This is a genomic window from Variovorax boronicumulans, from assembly GCF_019352895.1.
Classification (GTDB): Bacteria; Pseudomonadota; Gammaproteobacteria; order Burkholderiales; family Burkholderiaceae_C; genus Variovorax; species Variovorax boronicumulans_A.
The window spans coordinates 159,364-173,636 of the sequence record NZ_JAAAFX010000008.1; the positions used below are offsets into that span (position 1 = coordinate 159,364).

14 protein-coding genes are annotated in these 14,273 nt (G+C 69.0%); 7 read left to right on the top strand and 7 right to left on the bottom strand.

The features are described from left to right. Positions 1–41: 41 nt before the first annotated feature. Positions 42–2,366, bottom strand: coding sequence for an ATP-binding protein (locus K0H49_RS19015; RefSeq protein WP_219215801.1), 2,325 nt, complete (start codon positions 2,364–2,366; stop codon positions 42–44). Between the two features lie 114 nt (positions 2,367–2,480). Between K0H49_RS19015 and K0H49_RS19020 the strand changes: the two genes are divergently transcribed. From K0H49_RS19020 to K0H49_RS19030, 3 genes are all read left to right on the top strand, one after another. Next, positions 2,481–3,680 (top strand): threonine ammonia-lyase, encoded by a 1,200-nt coding sequence (locus K0H49_RS19020; protein WP_183028412.1) that lies wholly within the window; start codon positions 2,481–2,483, stop codon positions 3,678–3,680. Between the two features lie 90 nt (positions 3,681–3,770). Continuing rightward, the gene (locus K0H49_RS19025) at positions 3,771–3,923 is read left to right on the top strand and encodes a hypothetical protein (RefSeq protein ID WP_183028413.1); all 153 of its coding nucleotides are present in this window, start codon (positions 3,771–3,773) and stop codon (positions 3,921–3,923) included. 264 nt (positions 3,924–4,187) lie between these two features. Beyond that, the gene (locus K0H49_RS19030; RefSeq protein ID WP_219215803.1) at positions 4,188–6,038 is read left to right on the top strand and encodes a phosphoenolpyruvate carboxykinase (GTP); all 1,851 of its coding nucleotides are present in this window, start codon (positions 4,188–4,190) and stop codon (positions 6,036–6,038) included. A 71-nt stretch (positions 6,039–6,109) separates the two neighbouring features. Here K0H49_RS19030 and K0H49_RS19035 read toward each other — a convergent pair whose 3' ends face one another. After that, complete coding sequence (locus tag K0H49_RS19035; RefSeq protein WP_219215805.1) at positions 6,110–6,655, bottom strand: hypothetical protein; 546 nt, start codon at positions 6,653–6,655, stop codon at positions 6,110–6,112. 110 nt (positions 6,656–6,765) lie between these two features. Here K0H49_RS19035 and K0H49_RS19040 point away from each other — a divergent pair, with 110 nt between their 5' ends. Further along, positions 6,766–7,761 (top strand): LysR family transcriptional regulator, encoded by a 996-nt coding sequence (locus K0H49_RS19040; RefSeq protein WP_219215894.1) that lies wholly within the window; start codon positions 6,766–6,768, stop codon positions 7,759–7,761. 7 nt (positions 7,762–7,768) lie between these two features. Here the strand turns inward: K0H49_RS19040 and K0H49_RS19045 are convergent, their stop codons facing one another. Beyond that, positions 7,769–7,942, bottom strand: a complete 174-nt coding sequence (locus K0H49_RS19045; protein WP_183028416.1) for a hypothetical protein — start codon at positions 7,940–7,942, stop codon at positions 7,769–7,771. A 145-nt stretch (positions 7,943–8,087) separates the two neighbouring features. Here K0H49_RS19045 and K0H49_RS19050 point away from each other — a divergent pair, with 145 nt between their 5' ends. From K0H49_RS19050 to K0H49_RS19060, 3 genes are all read left to right on the top strand, one after another. After that, complete coding sequence (locus K0H49_RS19050) at positions 8,088–8,894, top strand: metallophosphoesterase (RefSeq protein ID WP_219215808.1); 807 nt, start codon at positions 8,088–8,090, stop codon at positions 8,892–8,894. A gap of 55 nt (positions 8,895–8,949) precedes the next feature. After that, a complete protein-coding gene (locus tag K0H49_RS19055) occupies positions 8,950–10,179 on the top strand; it encodes a nucleoside recognition domain-containing protein (protein WP_219215809.1) in 1,230 nt (409 codons plus the stop codon). Between the two features lie 69 nt (positions 10,180–10,248). Further along, positions 10,249–10,758 carry a flavin reductase family protein gene (locus K0H49_RS19060; protein ID WP_310936224.1) on the top strand — a complete coding sequence of 170 codons (510 nt, stop codon included), beginning with the start codon at positions 10,249–10,251 and terminating at the stop codon, positions 10,756–10,758. Here K0H49_RS19060 and K0H49_RS19065 read toward each other — a convergent pair. The 4 genes from K0H49_RS19065 to K0H49_RS19080 are packed head-to-tail and all read right to left on the bottom strand — an operon-like array spanning position 10,755 to position 14,235. After that, positions 10,755–11,669 carry an isopenicillin N synthase family dioxygenase gene (locus tag K0H49_RS19065; RefSeq protein WP_219215812.1) on the bottom strand — a complete coding sequence of 305 codons (915 nt, stop codon included), beginning with the start codon at positions 11,667–11,669 and terminating at the stop codon, positions 10,755–10,757. The two genes, K0H49_RS19060 and K0H49_RS19065, sit on opposite strands and share 4 nt — an antisense overlap. Before the next feature lie 13 nt (positions 11,670–11,682). After that, entirely contained in the window at positions 11,683–12,510 is an 828-nt protein-coding gene (locus K0H49_RS19070) for an ABC transporter permease (RefSeq protein ID WP_257625001.1), read from the bottom strand. A gap of 10 nt (positions 12,511–12,520) precedes the next feature. After that, the gene (locus K0H49_RS19075; protein WP_219215813.1) at positions 12,521–13,264 is read right to left on the bottom strand and encodes an ABC transporter ATP-binding protein; all 744 of its coding nucleotides are present in this window, start codon (positions 13,262–13,264) and stop codon (positions 12,521–12,523) included. After that, positions 13,261–14,235: an ABC transporter substrate-binding protein gene (locus K0H49_RS19080; protein ID WP_219215815.1), complete on the bottom strand. Its 975-nt coding sequence runs from the start codon at positions 14,233–14,235 to the stop codon at positions 13,261–13,263. The genes K0H49_RS19075 and K0H49_RS19080 overlap by 4 nt, the downstream gene beginning before the upstream one ends. Between the last annotated feature and the right edge of the window lie 38 nt (positions 14,236–14,273).

The window sequence follows — 14,273 nt, forward strand, 5'->3', positions numbered from 1 at the left end:
CCGTTTCAGGTGTTGTCTCCGTGTGACCTGCGCCGTACGGACTATTGCACGAAGCCCATGCCGCGCGATTCGCGCACTTCAGGCTTGATGCGGTGCTCGGCCTCGAGCTGGTCGAGGAATTCGGCCGCCGAGAACTCGGCCGCGAGGATATCCGTTTGCCGCTTCACCGCCGCGAAGTCGCCCGGGCACAGCTGCGTCAGGCGCGCGAGCCGCTGCCGGAGCACCGCATCCAGCAGCGACGCGTCGCCGGCCAGCGCCTCGGCCACGAACATGCGCTCGCGCTGCGGCGCGGTCAGCGGCATGAACTTGATCTTGAAGGTGAAGCGGCGCAGCGCGGCCTGGTCGAGCCGGTCGAGCAGGTTGGTGGTGCAGACGAAGATGCCGCCGAAGCGCTCCATGCCCTGCAGCATCTCGTTGACCTCGGTCACCTCGTAGGTGCGCTGGGCGCCGCGCCGGTCCTGCAGGAAGGAGTCGGCCTCGTCGAGCAGCAGCACGGCCTTTTCGGCTTCGGCTTCCCTGAACATGGCGGCCATGTTCTGCTCGGTCTCGCCCACGTACTTGCTCATCAGGTCGCTGGCCTGCTTGACGATCAGCGGCCGGCCGATGGCCTGCGCGATGTGCTCGGCCAGCGCGGTCTTGCCCGTGCCGGGCGCGCCGTAGAAGCACAGCGTGCCGTGGCCGCGCACGCGCAGCGCCTCGACGATGCGCGGGATCTCGAAGCGGGTCTCGACGTTGAGCATGCCCAGGTCGTAGGTGGTCACGCTGCGGCGCGCGCCGTGCGCCTTGTCGAGCGTGCCCAGCGCCAGGTCGGCGTTCTTCAGCTGGCGCTCGATCAGGCCCTCGATCGAGGCGTCGTCGGTCTTGGCCAGCTGCGCGAAGCGCACCGCGGTGCGGATCTGCGCGGGCGTCAGGCCCTTGCGTTCGGCCAGCTTGGCGGTGAAGGCGTCGGACACCGTCACGCCCTCGAGCGTCTTGCGCACCAGCTGCTCGCGCGCGCCGGGCGGCGGCGACTTGAGCTCGAGGTGGTAGGCGAAGCGGCGCCGGAAGGCCGGGTCGATCTGCTCGATGCGGTTGGTGACCCACAGCGTGGGCACGGCGTTCGATTCGAGGATCTGGTTGACCCAGGCCTTGCCGCTCACGCTGCCGCTGGCGGGCGCGGCAATCTGCTCGGCGCGGGCCATGAACTGCGCGGCCTCGGTGCTGATCGGCGGGAACACGTCCTCGACCTCGTCGAACAGCAGCGCGGCCTGGGCGCTGCCCTTGAGGAAGACCTGGGCGATCTGCAGCGAGCGGTAGCGGTCGCGGCCCGAGAGCGAATTGCCGTCGCGGTCGGCGTACTCGACCTCGAACAGGTCCAGGCCCGCGGCCTGCGCCACCACCTTGGCCAGCTCGGTCTTGCCGGTGCCGGGCGGCCCGTAGAGCAGCACGTTGACGCCCGGCTCCTTGCGCGACACCGCGGCGCGCAACAGCGTGACCAGCATCCGCGCGTCCTCGGCCGCGAAGGAGAAGTCGTCGATGGTGAGCGTGCTCTTGGCCGACGGCCGGGTGAACACCGCCATCAGCTCGCTGTGGTCGCGGTACTCGCGCATCAGCACCGGCGGCAGCTTCTCGCTGACCTTCATCAGGTCGGCCAGGTCGGTGATGTTGTGTTCGGAGATCAGGTTCTCGACCAGCCCGATGCGCTCGAGGCGCGAGCCGGCGCGCAGCGCCTCGCCCACGTCGCTGGCGCTCACGCCCGCCACCTCGGCGATCGCGGCATAGGCCTCGGGCGCGTTGTTGACCTTGAACTCGACCAGCAGCGAGCGAAGGTCGCGCTGGTAGCGCGCCAGCGTGCCGTAGAGCAGCAGCGCGCGTTCGGCCTTGTTGAGCTGCAGCAAACCGGCCAGCGCCTCGATGTTCTTCTCGACCAGCGTCGACTGCTTGCGCAGCGCATGCGTGAGCCAGTCGCGGGTGACCGACAGCACCGTGAGCAGGTCCTTGGGCTGGTCCTTGACGTATTCGTCGAGATAGAAGAACAGCGTGCCCTCTTCATAAGGGCCGCGCCAGACACCGTGGCGCTCCAGCAGCGTGCGGCCGTCGAAGGCCTCGACGCCCTTCCAGACCTCGTTGCCGGCGCAACGGCGGCCGAGGAATTCGCGCAGGCGCTGCAGCACCGGGGCGGGCCACACCAGGTGGCGGCCGGTCAGCGAGAGCAGGCCGTTGAGGTCGCGGCGCACGTTGAAGCGCGGGCCCTGCTTGGCCGCGAGCGTCAGCACGAAGTGCGAACACATGAGCTCGAGCACCGGTGCTTCCTTGAGTCCGGGCGACGGCAGTGCCTGCCCGCGCAAGGGAGCAGTCACCGCATCGATACCCGCGCGCTTGACCATTCGACGACCTCCAATGAAGGAATCCCAGCGCGACCATAACGCAGAGTTTTGCGTTGTGGAAGACAGCGCATCGGTAAATGTCCCGATGTTGCAATTCCCTCCACAATGCCATGCATGATCGGTATCCAAGACATCGAACGCGCCGCGGCCCGCCTGCAAGGGCAGCTGCTGGCCACGCCCTGCGTCGAATCGCGCACCCTGTCCGACATCGTCGGCGCCCAGGTGTTCCTCAAGTTCGAGAACCTGCAGTTCACCGCCTCCTTCAAGGAGCGCGGCGCCTGCAACAAGCTGGTCGACCTGTCGGAGAGCGGCGTCCAGGGGGTGGTGGCCATGTCGGCCGGCAACCACGCCCAGGGCGTGGCCTACCATGCGCAGCGCCTGGGCATGCGCGCGACCATCGTGATGCCGCGCTTCACGCCGGGCGTGAAGATCGAGCGCACGCGCAGCTTCGGCGCTGAAGTGGTGCTGCACGGCGACACGCTGGACGCGGCGCGCGCCCATGCGGTCGAGCTGTCGGAGCGCGACGGCCTGGCGCTGGTCCATCCCTATGACGACGAGGCCATCATGGCCGGCCAGGGCACGGTGGCGCTCGAAATGCTCGACGCCGTGCCCGACCTCGACATGCTGGTGGTGTCGGTCGGCGGCGGCGGCCTGATCGCCGGCATGGCGGTCGCGGCGCGGGCCCGCAAGCCCGGCATCGAGATCGTCGGCGTGCAGACCACGCGCTTCCCGGCCATGGTCAACGCCGTCCAGGGCACCCACCACCCGCAGGGCACCAGCACCATCGCCGAAGGCATCGCCGTGGGCACGCCCGGCGTGCTGACCCGCGCAGTGATCGAAAAACATGTGGACGACCTGCTGCTGGTCGACGAGGGCGACATCGAGCAGGCGGTGCTGATGCTGCTGGAGATCGAGAAGACCCTGGTCGAGGGCGCGGGCGCGGCCGGCCTGGCGGCGCTGATCCGGCATCCGGCGCGCTTCCAGGGCAAGCGCGTGGGGCTGGTGCTGTCGGGCGGCAACATCGATCCGCTGCTGCTGGCCGCGATCATCGAACGCGGCATGGTGCGCGCCGGCCGGCTCGCCCGGCTGCGCGTGAGCGCGCGCGACGTGCCGGGCATGCTGGCCCGGATCACCACGACCGTGGCCGAAGCGGGCGCCAACATCGACGAGGTGCACCACCAGCGCGCCTTCACCATGCTGGCGGCCCAGAACGTGGACATCGAACTGGTGCTGCAGACCCGCGGGCGCGCGCATCTGGCGGCGGTGCTGTCCGCCTTGCGACAGGCGGGCTTCGAGGCCGAGGAGCAGCATTGACCTGCTCCGGGCAAGCCCTCGCAGGGCGGCCGGGGCCCCTTGGCTAAAATGCGGGCAGTCTTGCCTTGCCAGAATTCAAAGGAATCCCCCATGTCCAACCCTACGCCCGTCGAACCCGGCCACGCTGCCACCGTTGAAAAAGACGCGGTCGAGTCGGTCGTGCACCTGATGCCGATCGTGCTGCCGCTGGTCGGTGGCGTGCTGATGCTGTTGCTAGCCTCCATCGCCGTCTACATGGCTTGAAGGCTTGAGCTGACCTGCTGCGCGGACCGATCTCGCACCTGCGGTTCTCGCCGTACCGGAGTACGGCTGCGATCCTCGGCGCAAGCTCGGACCGCTCGCGACGGTCATCTCAAGCCTTCGTGCCGCGCCTGATCGGGCTTTAGCGCGAACGCCCGCGCACCTGCGCCCCATCGCCTCTCCGACCGAAAACGTTTTTTCAAACGGCTCTCCCGCCGACTCCGAGCCCCGCTCGAAAAGACGAATTTTCAACTCCGGAGATTTTCGATGAACGCACCTGTGATGAATGGCCTGCCCATTCAGGCGCCCCCGCACGTCAAGAACGCCAGGCTGATCGCCTGGGTGGCCGAGATGGCCGCGCTGTGCAAACCCGACAACATCTACTGGTGCGACGGCAGCACCGCGGAATACGACCGCCTGTGCCAGCAGCTGGTCGACGCCGGCACCTTCAAGAAGCTCAACCCGGCCAAGCGCCCGAACTCCTTCCTCGCCACCTCCGACCCGACCGACGTGGCGCGCGTGGAAGACCGCACCTACATCTGCTCGGCCACCAAGGAAAACGCCGGCCCGACCAACAACTGGATGGCGCCGGCCGAGATGCGCGCCACGCTGCAGCCGCTGTTCGACGGCTGCATGAAGGGCCGCACGATGTACGTCGTGCCCTTCTCGATGGGCCCGCTGGGCTCGCCGATCGCGCACATCGGCATCGAGCTGTCCGACAGCCCCTATGTCGCGGTCAACATGAAGATCATGACCCGCATGGGCAAGGCCGTGTACGACGTGCTGGGCACCGACGGCGAATTCGTGCCCTGCGTGCACACGGTGGGCGCGCCGCTGGCCGCGGGCGAGCAGGACGTCGCCTGGCCCTGCAACAAGACCAAGTACATCGTCCACTACCCGGAAACGCGCGAGATCTGGAGCTACGGCTCGGGCTACGGCGGCAACGCGCTGCTGGGCAAGAAGTGCTTCGCGCTGCGCATCGCCTCGACCATGGGCCGCGACGAAGGCTGGCTCGCCGAGCACATGCTGATCCTCGGCGTGAGCAATCCCCAGGGCCAGAAGTACCACGTGGCGGCCGCCTTCCCCAGCGCCTGCGGCAAGACCAACTTCGCAATGCTGATCCCGCCGGCCGGCTTCGACGGCTGGAAGGTCACCACCATCGGCGACGACATCGCCTGGATCAAGCCCCAGGCCGACGGCTCGCTGCGCGCCATCAACCCCGAGGCCGGCTACTTCGGCGTGGCCCCGGGCACCAACGAGCAGACCAACCCCAACTGCATGGCCAGCCTGAACCGCGACGTGATCTTCACCAACGTCGCGCTGACCGACGACGGCGACGTCTGGTGGGAAGGCATGGGCGAGGCCCCGGCCCACGCCATCGACTGGCAGGGCAAGGAATGGACGCCGGCCATCGCCAAGGAAACCGGCGCCAAGGCCGCGCACCCCAACGCCCGCTTCACCGTGGCCGCCACCAACAACCCGGCGCTCGACGAAGCCTGGGACGACCCGAAGGGCGTGAAGATCGACGCCTTCATCTTCGGCGGCCGCCGCTCGACCACCGTGCCGCTGGTGACCGAGGCGCGCAACTGGACCGAAGGCGTCTACATGGCCGCCACCATGGGCTCGGAAACCACCGCCGCGGCCACCGGCCAGGCCGGCGTGGTGCGCCGCGACCCGTTCGCGATGTTGCCCTTCATGGGCTACAACATGAGCGACTACTTCCAGCACTGGCTCGACCTGGGCAAGAAGCTCGAGGCCTCGGGCGCCACGCTGCCGAAGATCTACACCACCAACTGGTTCCGCAAGGGCGCCGACGGCAAGTTCGCCTGGCCGGGCTACGGCGAGAACATGCGCGTGCTCAAGTGGATGATCGACCGGATCGAGGACAAGGCCGCCGGCACCGAGCACGCCTTCGGCGTGTCGCCGCGCTACCAGGACCTGAACTGGACCGGCCTGGACTTCAGCACCGAACAGTTCGAGACCGTGACCAGCACCGACAAGGCCGCCTGGCTGGCCGAGCTGCAGCTGCACGGCGAGCTGTTCCAGCAGCTGGCGCACCACCTGCCCAAGGAACTGCCGGCCACCAAGGCCGAGATCGAGCAGCGCCTCGCGGCCTGAGATCGCCAGCCAGCGAGCGCCCACAAAAAACCGCCCCTCGGGGCGGTTTTTTCATGGGGCCGGAGCCGCGATCAATAGTACTTGCCGAGGTTCACGCGGCGCATCGCTTCGTACAGCGTGGGCACCTTCACGTCGGCCGAGCGCTGGGCAACGATCGCGCGGGCCAACTGGGCCGGCACCTTGGCGGGTTCGCCGGTCAGGGCTTCGTGACGGGTCACGGCGGCCTGGATGTCGTTCATGATGCGGGCGTCGTGCTGGGCGTAGGCCAGGAAGCGCGCATCGCTGCGGGCCGCTTCACGGCGCTGGGCATAGGCGCTCCAGCCCTGGGTCGCACGGGCGGCCAGGGTGCGGGCCGTGCCGGCGAAGAAGGCCAGCACCACGAAGGCGACGGCCCACATCACGAGCCAGGCGACGATCAGGCCGCCTTCGTCGATGTTCGACACCAGCTTGTCGGCAACGACGAGCAGGGCCGAGACCACGGCGGCGAGCAGCAGGGCCGCGAGGCCGCGCGAGCCGTCGACGTCATGGCTGGTGGTACGGAAATGGTCAAAAACGGCTTCGGCGCGGGTGACGCCCGGGTGAGCCGCCGGTTGATCAACGTGGACAAAGCTGGTCATGAGAATTTCCCTCCAAAGGGGTGAATGGCCGAAGCCGATGGACTGAATATTAGGGCTTACCCTAGTGTTCCGCCACTTTATCTTCTTGATGTTTATCATTCACAACGATGATGAACGTCAACTTCCGCACGCTGGACCTCAACCTGCTGCGCGTCTTCGACGAGGTGATGGCCGAGCGCAACCTGACGCGCGCGGCGCGCAACCTGTCGCTGACGCAGCCGGCCGTGAGCAACGCGCTGCGGCGGCTGCGCGAGGTGCTGGGCGACGAACTGGTGCGCCGCGCGGGCGCGGGCGTCGAGCCCACGCCGCGTGCGCTGGCGCTCTGGCCGACGGTGCGCGACGCGCTGCTGCAGCTGCAGCACACGCTGGCGCCCAACGAGTTCGATGCCGCGGTGGCCGACACCACCTTCGTGCTGGCCATGGCCGACGCCACCGCCGCCGAGCTGATGCCGGGCCTGATGCAGATCCTGGAAGCCGAAGCGCCGGCGATCTCGGTGCGCGTGGTGCCGCTGACCACGCGCGACCCGCGGCAGCTGCTGGAGAACGAGGAGGCCGACATGGCGGTCGGCTATTTCCCGGCCGTGATCGCCAGCCTCACGGCCCGCGGCCAGACCGGCGTGGCCGTGCCCTTCGAGGCCCAGCGCCTCTATGTGGGCCAGTACGTGTGCGTGATGCGGCGCGACCATCCGCTGGCGCAGAAGCCGCTGACGCTGGACGACTACTGCGCCGCGCGCCACCTGCTGGTGAGTTTTTCGGGCCGGCCCTACGGCTTCATCGACCAGACGCTGGCGGCGCTCGGGCGCGAGCGGCGCATCGTGGTCACGGTCAACCAGTTCTTCACCGCCGGCCGGGTGGTCGCGAATTCCGACCTGCTGACGGTGCTGCCGCGCCACTTCGTGAGCGTGACCGGCATCGACGCGCAACTGGTGCTGCGCGACCTGCCCTTCGACCAGCCGCTGGTCCACGTGGACGCGGTCTGGCATCGGCGCGCACAGCACGGGCATGCGCACGAATGGTTGCGCGCGGCGCTGGTGCGCTCGGCGGCGGCGGCTTTCGCGCGCTCGCTGCTGGGGTCCGGCCCGGTGGCCGGGGCCGAAAAAAGCTGAAGAACGCTCAGCGGACGACGCGCAGCCAGGCGCTGGCGGCTTCGCGCAGTTCCTGGGCGTGGTGCGCGTCGAGGCCGGCGCGCAGGTCGGCGCTTTCCATCAGCGTGGCGGCGTAGCTGGCCGGCACCTGGGCGGTGGAGGAACGGAAGAAACTGGCCACTTGGGCGATCAGACTGGACATGGTGTTTGCGCGGCCTGCCCGCGCTGGTGTTGGAAGGACTGCCTTAAGAATAAGGGTTATCCCTAGTCTTTCAACGCCAACTTCATGCGCCTTGTGCATAGGGCGATCCGAAACCCGCCGCGGCCGCAGCCTCTAGACTGAGGCCATGAAGCTTCAACTGCTGTCCGACCTGCACCTGGAATCGCACCCGAACCTGCAGATCACCCCCGCGCCGGGCGCCGACCTGCTGGTGCTGGCGGGCGACGTCGGCTCCTACCAGGAGGGCTCCCGGCTGGCCGGCGACGACTTCGGTCTGACCCGCTTCTCGCCGCGCCATGGCTGGCCGACCCCGGTCTTCTATGTGCCGGGCAACCACGAGTACGACGGCGCGGACCTCGACGACACCCACGCCCGCCTGCGCGCGCTGTGCGCCGAACTGGACATCACCTGGCTCGAACGCGAGACGGTGGTGCACGGCGGCGTGCGCTTCGTCGGCACCACGCTCTGGGCCGATTTCGACGCGCTGGTGGCGCCCACCGACGACCTGGGCGAGCGCCTCAAGAAGCGCGGCAAGGCGATGCGCGCGGCCGACTTCTACCTGGTCAAGGCGGCGGCCACGCGCGGTGGCCATCCCTTTCTCGCGGCCCAGCAAAGAGAGCACTCACTCGCGTGCCAGGACTGGCTGACCAAGGCACTGGACGAACCCTTCGACGGCACCACCGTGGCCGTGACGCACTTCGCGCCCACCCTGGCCAGCGCCGATCCGCGCTACGGCCTGCGCCCGGGCACGGCCGGCTTCTGCAACAGCCTGGACGAACTGCTGCCCCGCGCCCAGCTGTGGCTGCACGGCCACCTGCACTGCGCCTTCGACTATGTGAAGGACGGCTGTCGCGTCGTGGCCAACCCGCTGGGCTACGCGTCCAAGGGCGAGCAGGAAGGCTTCCGGCCCGACCGGCTGATCGAGGTGCGCTGACGCCGCCCCTATGATCGGCCGGCATCCGCCGAACGAACCACACGGGGAAGAACGCATGCTCAACGGCCTCTGGCTGGGCTTTTTCATGGTCGCAGCCGTGGCCGCGCTGGGGCGCTGGCTCGTCGGCGGCGACCCGGCCGTGTTCGCCGCCATCGTCGAGAGCCTGTTCGCGATGGCCCGGCTGGCGGTCGAGGTCATGGTGCTGCTGTTCGGCACGCTCACGCTGTGGCTGGGCCTGCTGCGCATCGCCGAGGCGGCCGGGCTCGTGGCCTGGCTGGCCCGGCTGCTGGGGCCGCTGTTCCGCCGCCTGATGCCCGAGGTGCCGGCCGGCCATCCCGCGCTGGGCCTGATCACCATGAACTTCGCGGCCAATGCGCTGGGCCTGGACAACGCGGCCACGCCGATCGGCCTGAAGGCCATGCGCGAGCTGCAGACGCTCAACCCGCGGCCGGACACGGCCAGCAACGCCCAGATCCTGTTCCTGGTGCTCAACGCCTCCTCGCTCACGCTGCTGCCGGTGACGATCTTCATGTACCGCGCGCAGCAGGGCGCGCCCGACCCGACCATGGTCTTCCTGCCGATCCTGCTCGCGACCAGCGCGTCGACGCTGGTGGGCCTGCTGTCGGTCGCGCTGGTGCAGCGCCTGCGGCTCTGGGACCCGGTGGTGCTGGCCTACCTGCTGCCCGGCGCGCTGGTGCTGGGCGGCTTCATGGCGCTGCTGGCCACGCTGTCGTCGGCAGCGCTGGCCGCGCTCTCCTCGCTGATGGGCAACCTCGCGCTGTTCGGCCTGGTGATCCTGTTCCTGGCGGTCGGCGCCTGGAAGCGCGTGAATGTCTACGACCGCTTCATCGAAGGCGCCAAGGAAGGCTTCGACGTGGCGAAGAACCTGCTGCCCTACCTGGTCGCGATGCTGTGCGCGATTGGCGTGCTGCGGGCCTCGGGCGCGCTCGAGGTCGCGCTCAACGGCATCCGCTGGCTGGTGGTGAAGAGCGGTTGGGACACCCGCTTCGTCGACGCGCTGCCGACCGCGCTGGTCAAGCCCTTCTCGGGCAGCGCGGCGCGCGCGATGCTGATCGAGACCATGAAGAGCCAGGGCGTCGACAGCTTCCCGGCGCTGGCCGCGGCCGTGATCCAGGGCAGCACCGAAACCACCTTCTACGTGCTGGCCGTGTACTTCGGCGCGGTCGGCATCCAGCGCGCGCGGCATGCGGTGGGCTGCGCGCTGGCGGCCGAGTTCGCGGGCGTGGCGGCGGCCATCGGCGTGTGCTACTGGTTCTTCGGATAGCCCGCCCGCCGGTGCGGCCCCGGCGCATCGGCCAGAATAGCCTTCCGCCTCCTTCCATCTCCCTTCCTCGTGAACGTTCCCGTCCAGGCGCAGCCGCCCTCTTTCTCGGTCGATGAATTCCGCCAGGCACTCGGCATGTTCGCCACCGGCGTCACCATCGTCACCGCGCGCGCCGCCGACGGTTCGCTGGTGGGCCTGACGGCCAACTCCTTCAACTCGGTGTCGCTGACGCCGCCGCTGGTGCTCTGGAGCCTGGCCCTGAGCGCGGGCTCGATGCCGGCGCTGAGTGCGGGCTCGCACTACGCGGTCAACATCCTGGCGGCGAACCAGAAGGAACTGGCCGAGCGCTTCGCGAAGAAGCGCGACGACCGCTGGCAGGGCGTGGAATTCACCGAAGGCCTCGGCGGCGCGCCGCTGCTGGCCGGTGCCGCGGCCAGCTTCGAGTGCTTCAACCGCAGCCGCTACGACGAAGGCGACCACGTGATCTTCGTGGGCGAGGTGGAGCGCTGCAGCCACACGCCGGGCGCCTCGCCGCTGCTGTTCCACGGCGGCCGCTTCTACACCGAGCACCCGCTCTAGCTTTTCCCGTAGGTCGCGGCGAAGCGCTGCTGCAGGTAGTCGTTGGCCGTGATCGGCGCGTAGCGCGGCGCCTGGCCCGCGGGCACGCAGGACGGGATCGCGCTCACCAGCGCGTCCGGGTTCGGGTCGAGGAACACCGCGATCGAATAGCGTTCGGCTGTCGGCGCGGCCACGCGGTGCGGCGTCGACACGTAGACGTCGTCGGTCCAGCGCATCAGGCAATCGCCGACATTGCAGACGAAGGCGCCGGGCAGCGCCGGCACGTCGAACCAGACGCCGTCGCGGCGCCGCACCTGCAGGCCGGCCACGCCGTCGGTCGCGAGCAGCGTGACGTTGCCGTAGTCGGTGTGGGTGCCGGCGCCGATCTGCGCGCTCGGCTCGGTGGTCGAGGGCATCGGGTAGTGCAGCAGGCGCAGCGTGGCCAGCGGGCGGTCGATCTTGTCGGCGAAGAAGTCCTCGGCCAGGCCCAGGTCGAGCGCGAAGGCGGTGTGCAGCCGCCGGCCCACCGCCAGCACCGCATCGAAGTAGGCCTGCACCGTCTCGCGGAAATCCGGCAGTTCCGGCCACACGTTGTCGGGCCGCGTCCGGCCGTCGGTCCAGATCAGGTTGAAGGCCTCCTTGTGGTCGGCCGCGGTCTTCTCGTCCAACGCCTCCACGCCCAGGCCGACGTAGCCCCGGTTGCTGCCGAGCTTGTCGATCGCCATCGCGCGCTTGGCTTCCGGCGGCTGCGCGAACAGCCGCGCGCTCTGCGCGAAAGTGGCGGCGACCTGCGCCGGCGCCACGCCATGGCCGACGATGGCGAAGAAGCCGACCTCGCGGCAGGCGGTGCCGATGCGGCGCGCGACGGCGCGGCGTGCGGCCGCGTCGCCCGAAGCCAGTGCGGTGATGTCGATGAGCGGGATGTCGTTCATGCCCGCATTGTGCTCAATGGCCGATCGCGGACTCGTGCCAGTTCTTCAGCAGCCGGTTGCCGATCGCGCTCACCACCATGAAGAACAGGAAGCCCAGCAGCGTGGCCGCGATCACCTCGGCGAAGAGCAGTGCCGTGTACATGCGACCCTGCGCGAAGACGATCTGCACGCCGAGTCCGCCCTGCGCATTGCCCGAGCCGATGATGAATTCGCCCACGATCGCACCGATGACCGACAGGCCCGCCGAGATGCGCAGCCCGCCGATGATGTGCGGCAGCGCGCCCGGCAGCTGCAGCTTCCAGAAGGCGGTGAAGCGGCTCCTGTTGTGCAGCGCAAACAGCTCGGTGAGGTTGCGCGAGGTCGAACGCAGGCCGAGCAGCGTGTTGTTGACGATCGGGAACAGCGACATGATCAGGCTGATGATGACCACCGACAGGTCGTTGTAGCCGAACCAGAGCACGATCAGCGGCGCCACTGCCACCACCGGCACGGTCTGCAGCAGCACCGCATACGGATAGATGCTGCGCTCGAGCAGCTTCGACTGGCTCAGCACCGCGGCCAGCGAGATGCCGCCCACGATCGCGAGCAGGTAGCCGAAGGTAGCCTCCTTGAGCGTCGTGAGCGTGGCGACGAGCAGCACGCCCGCGTTCTCGGCCACGGCCGCCGCGACCTCCTGCGGCGAAGGCACGAGGTAGCCCTTGCCGGCGTAGACGGTGGCGGTCAGCAGGTACCAGCCGGCGAGCGCGATCACCGCCACCAGCACCACGGGCCAGCCGTCGCGCAGCCAGGTGGGGACACGCGAAGGCGTGTCGTGGATGGCGTCGGGCAGGTTGGAAGACATGGGATTTCCTTCAGGCGGTGGGCGGGCGGCGCAGCGCGGCCGTGACCTCGCCGGTCAGGCGCGCGAACTCGGGCGTGGCGCGCAGCTCGGGCGCGCGCGGAAAGGCGAAGGGCACGTCGATCACCTCGAGGATGCGGCCGGGCCGCGGCGACATCACGATCACGCGGTTCGACAAATACACCGCCTCGTGCACGTTGTGCGTGACCAGCACACCGGTGAAGCCGGCCTGCTGCCACATCGCCGACAGTTCTTCCTGCAGGACGTCGCGCGTGAGTTCGTCGACCGCCGCCAGCGGCTCGTCGAGCAGCAGCAGGCCGGGGCGCAGCGCCAGCGCGCGGGCCAGCGAGAGCCGCATGCGCATGCCGCCCGAGAGCTGGTGCGGATACGACTGCTCGAAGCCGGCCAGGCCCACCAGCGCCAGCGCTTCGGCGGCGCGCGGCCGGTAGTCCTCGGGCTTGTGGCCTTCGAGCTCCATCAGCAGCTGTGCGTTGCGCTCGACGGTGCGCCAGGGCAGCAGCGCCGCTTCCTGGAACACGAAGGCGGTCTCGGTGTCGGCGGGCCGCCGGCAGGCACCGGTGCTGGTGGCGATCAGGCCCGCGACGATGCGCAGCAGCGTCGACTTGCCGCAGCCCGAGGGCCCGACGATCGACACGAACTCGCCGGCCCGCAGATCGAAGTCGATCGCGCCCAGCGCCTGCAGGCCGCTGTCGAAGCGCTTGGAAACGCCCCTGAGCTCGACGGCGGCGCCGCTCATGATCCGCAGCCGGGCACCAGCGTGCGGTCGTAGGCCTGCTTCTCGTTGAAGTTGGCGGGCAGGAAGGCCACGCTGCGCAGCTGGGTCGCCAGCTCGGTCCAGCGCGCGTCGTTCATGCAGCCGATTTTGCCGAGGTCGTGCGAGATCAGCTTCTCGATCATTTCCTTGTTGGCCGCGTCGTACACGGCCGGCGAGATCTGCTTGTTCATCTCCAACAGCATCGGCTTGATGCCCGAAGGGTTGTGCACGAAGTTGCTCCAGCCCTTCTGCACCGCGGCGAGGGTTGCCTTCACCAGCGCCGGGTTCTTCTGGATCATCTCGTCGGTGGTGAAGAGCACGTTGTAGGGCCGGTAGCCCAGCGACGCGAGCGAGATCGACTGCACGGCGATGCCGGCTTCTTCCATGCGCGCCGGCAGGTAGAGCGAGTAGCCCTGCTGCACCATCCTGGCGTCGTTGCGGAACAGGCTCAGGTCGCCGCTGACCGGGATCTCGCGCGTGTTCGCGAGCTTGTACTGCTTCTTGGTCCACTCCCAGTAGGCATTGCCGATGTTGACCGCGAAGGTGCGGCCCTGCAGGTCGGCGATGCCCTTCACGGCCGGGTCGGCGTGGTAGACCAGGGCGTAGGGCACGTGGTCGAGGTGCGCGAACACCGCGCGCACCGGCGCGCCGCGCAGCCGGGCCAGCATCACGTCGTCGGCATTGCCGATGCCGAACTCGGCCTGGCCCGAGGCGACCTGCGGGATCGTCTGGATCTTCGGGCCGCCCTGCAGCACGCTGATCCTGATGCCGGCCTCGGCGCCGAGCTTGTCCTGCTGCGCCTGCCAGTAGCCGGCCTGGTCGGGCTGCGCGAACCAGTTGGTGAGGATGCGCACGGGCTTGGCTTCCTGGGCGGCGGCGGTCAGCGCGGCACCCAGCGAAGTGGCGACCAGGGCCATCGCCAGAGCGGTGCGGCGGAAGAAGGTGGCGGTCATGGGATGTCCTGAAAGAAAGAGAGAGGATCGGGGAACGT

Coding starts and splice junctions, on each gene's coding strand:
- K0H49_RS19015 (WP_219215801.1), bottom strand. CDS start 2,366: ATGGTCAAGCGCGCGGGTATCGATGCGGTGACTGCTCCCTTGCGCGGG.
- K0H49_RS19020 (WP_183028412.1), top strand. CDS start 2,481: ATGATCGGTATCCAAGACATCGAACGCGCCGCGGCCCGCCTGCAAGGG.
- K0H49_RS19025 (WP_183028413.1), top strand. CDS start 3,771: ATGTCCAACCCTACGCCCGTCGAACCCGGCCACGCTGCCACCGTTGAA.
- K0H49_RS19030 (WP_219215803.1), top strand. CDS start 4,188: ATGAACGCACCTGTGATGAATGGCCTGCCCATTCAGGCGCCCCCGCAC.
- K0H49_RS19035 (WP_219215805.1), bottom strand. CDS start 6,655: ATGACCAGCTTTGTCCACGTTGATCAACCGGCGGCTCACCCGGGCGTC.
- K0H49_RS19040 (WP_219215894.1), top strand. CDS start 6,766: ATGAACGTCAACTTCCGCACGCTGGACCTCAACCTGCTGCGCGTCTTC.
- K0H49_RS19045 (WP_183028416.1), bottom strand. CDS start 7,942: ATGTCCAGTCTGATCGCCCAAGTGGCCAGTTTCTTCCGTTCCTCCACC.
- K0H49_RS19050 (WP_219215808.1), top strand. CDS start 8,088: ATGAAGCTTCAACTGCTGTCCGACCTGCACCTGGAATCGCACCCGAAC.
- K0H49_RS19055 (WP_219215809.1), top strand. CDS start 8,950: ATGCTCAACGGCCTCTGGCTGGGCTTTTTCATGGTCGCAGCCGTGGCC.
- K0H49_RS19065 (WP_219215812.1), bottom strand. CDS start 11,669: ATGAACGACATCCCGCTCATCGACATCACCGCACTGGCTTCGGGCGAC.
- K0H49_RS19070 (WP_257625001.1), bottom strand. CDS start 12,510: ATGTCTTCCAACCTGCCCGACGCCATCCACGACACGCCTTCGCGTGTC.
- K0H49_RS19075 (WP_219215813.1), bottom strand. CDS start 13,264: ATGAGCGGCGCCGCCGTCGAGCTCAGGGGCGTTTCCAAGCGCTTCGAC.
- K0H49_RS19080 (WP_219215815.1), bottom strand. CDS start 14,235: ATGACCGCCACCTTCTTCCGCCGCACCGCTCTGGCGATGGCCCTGGTC.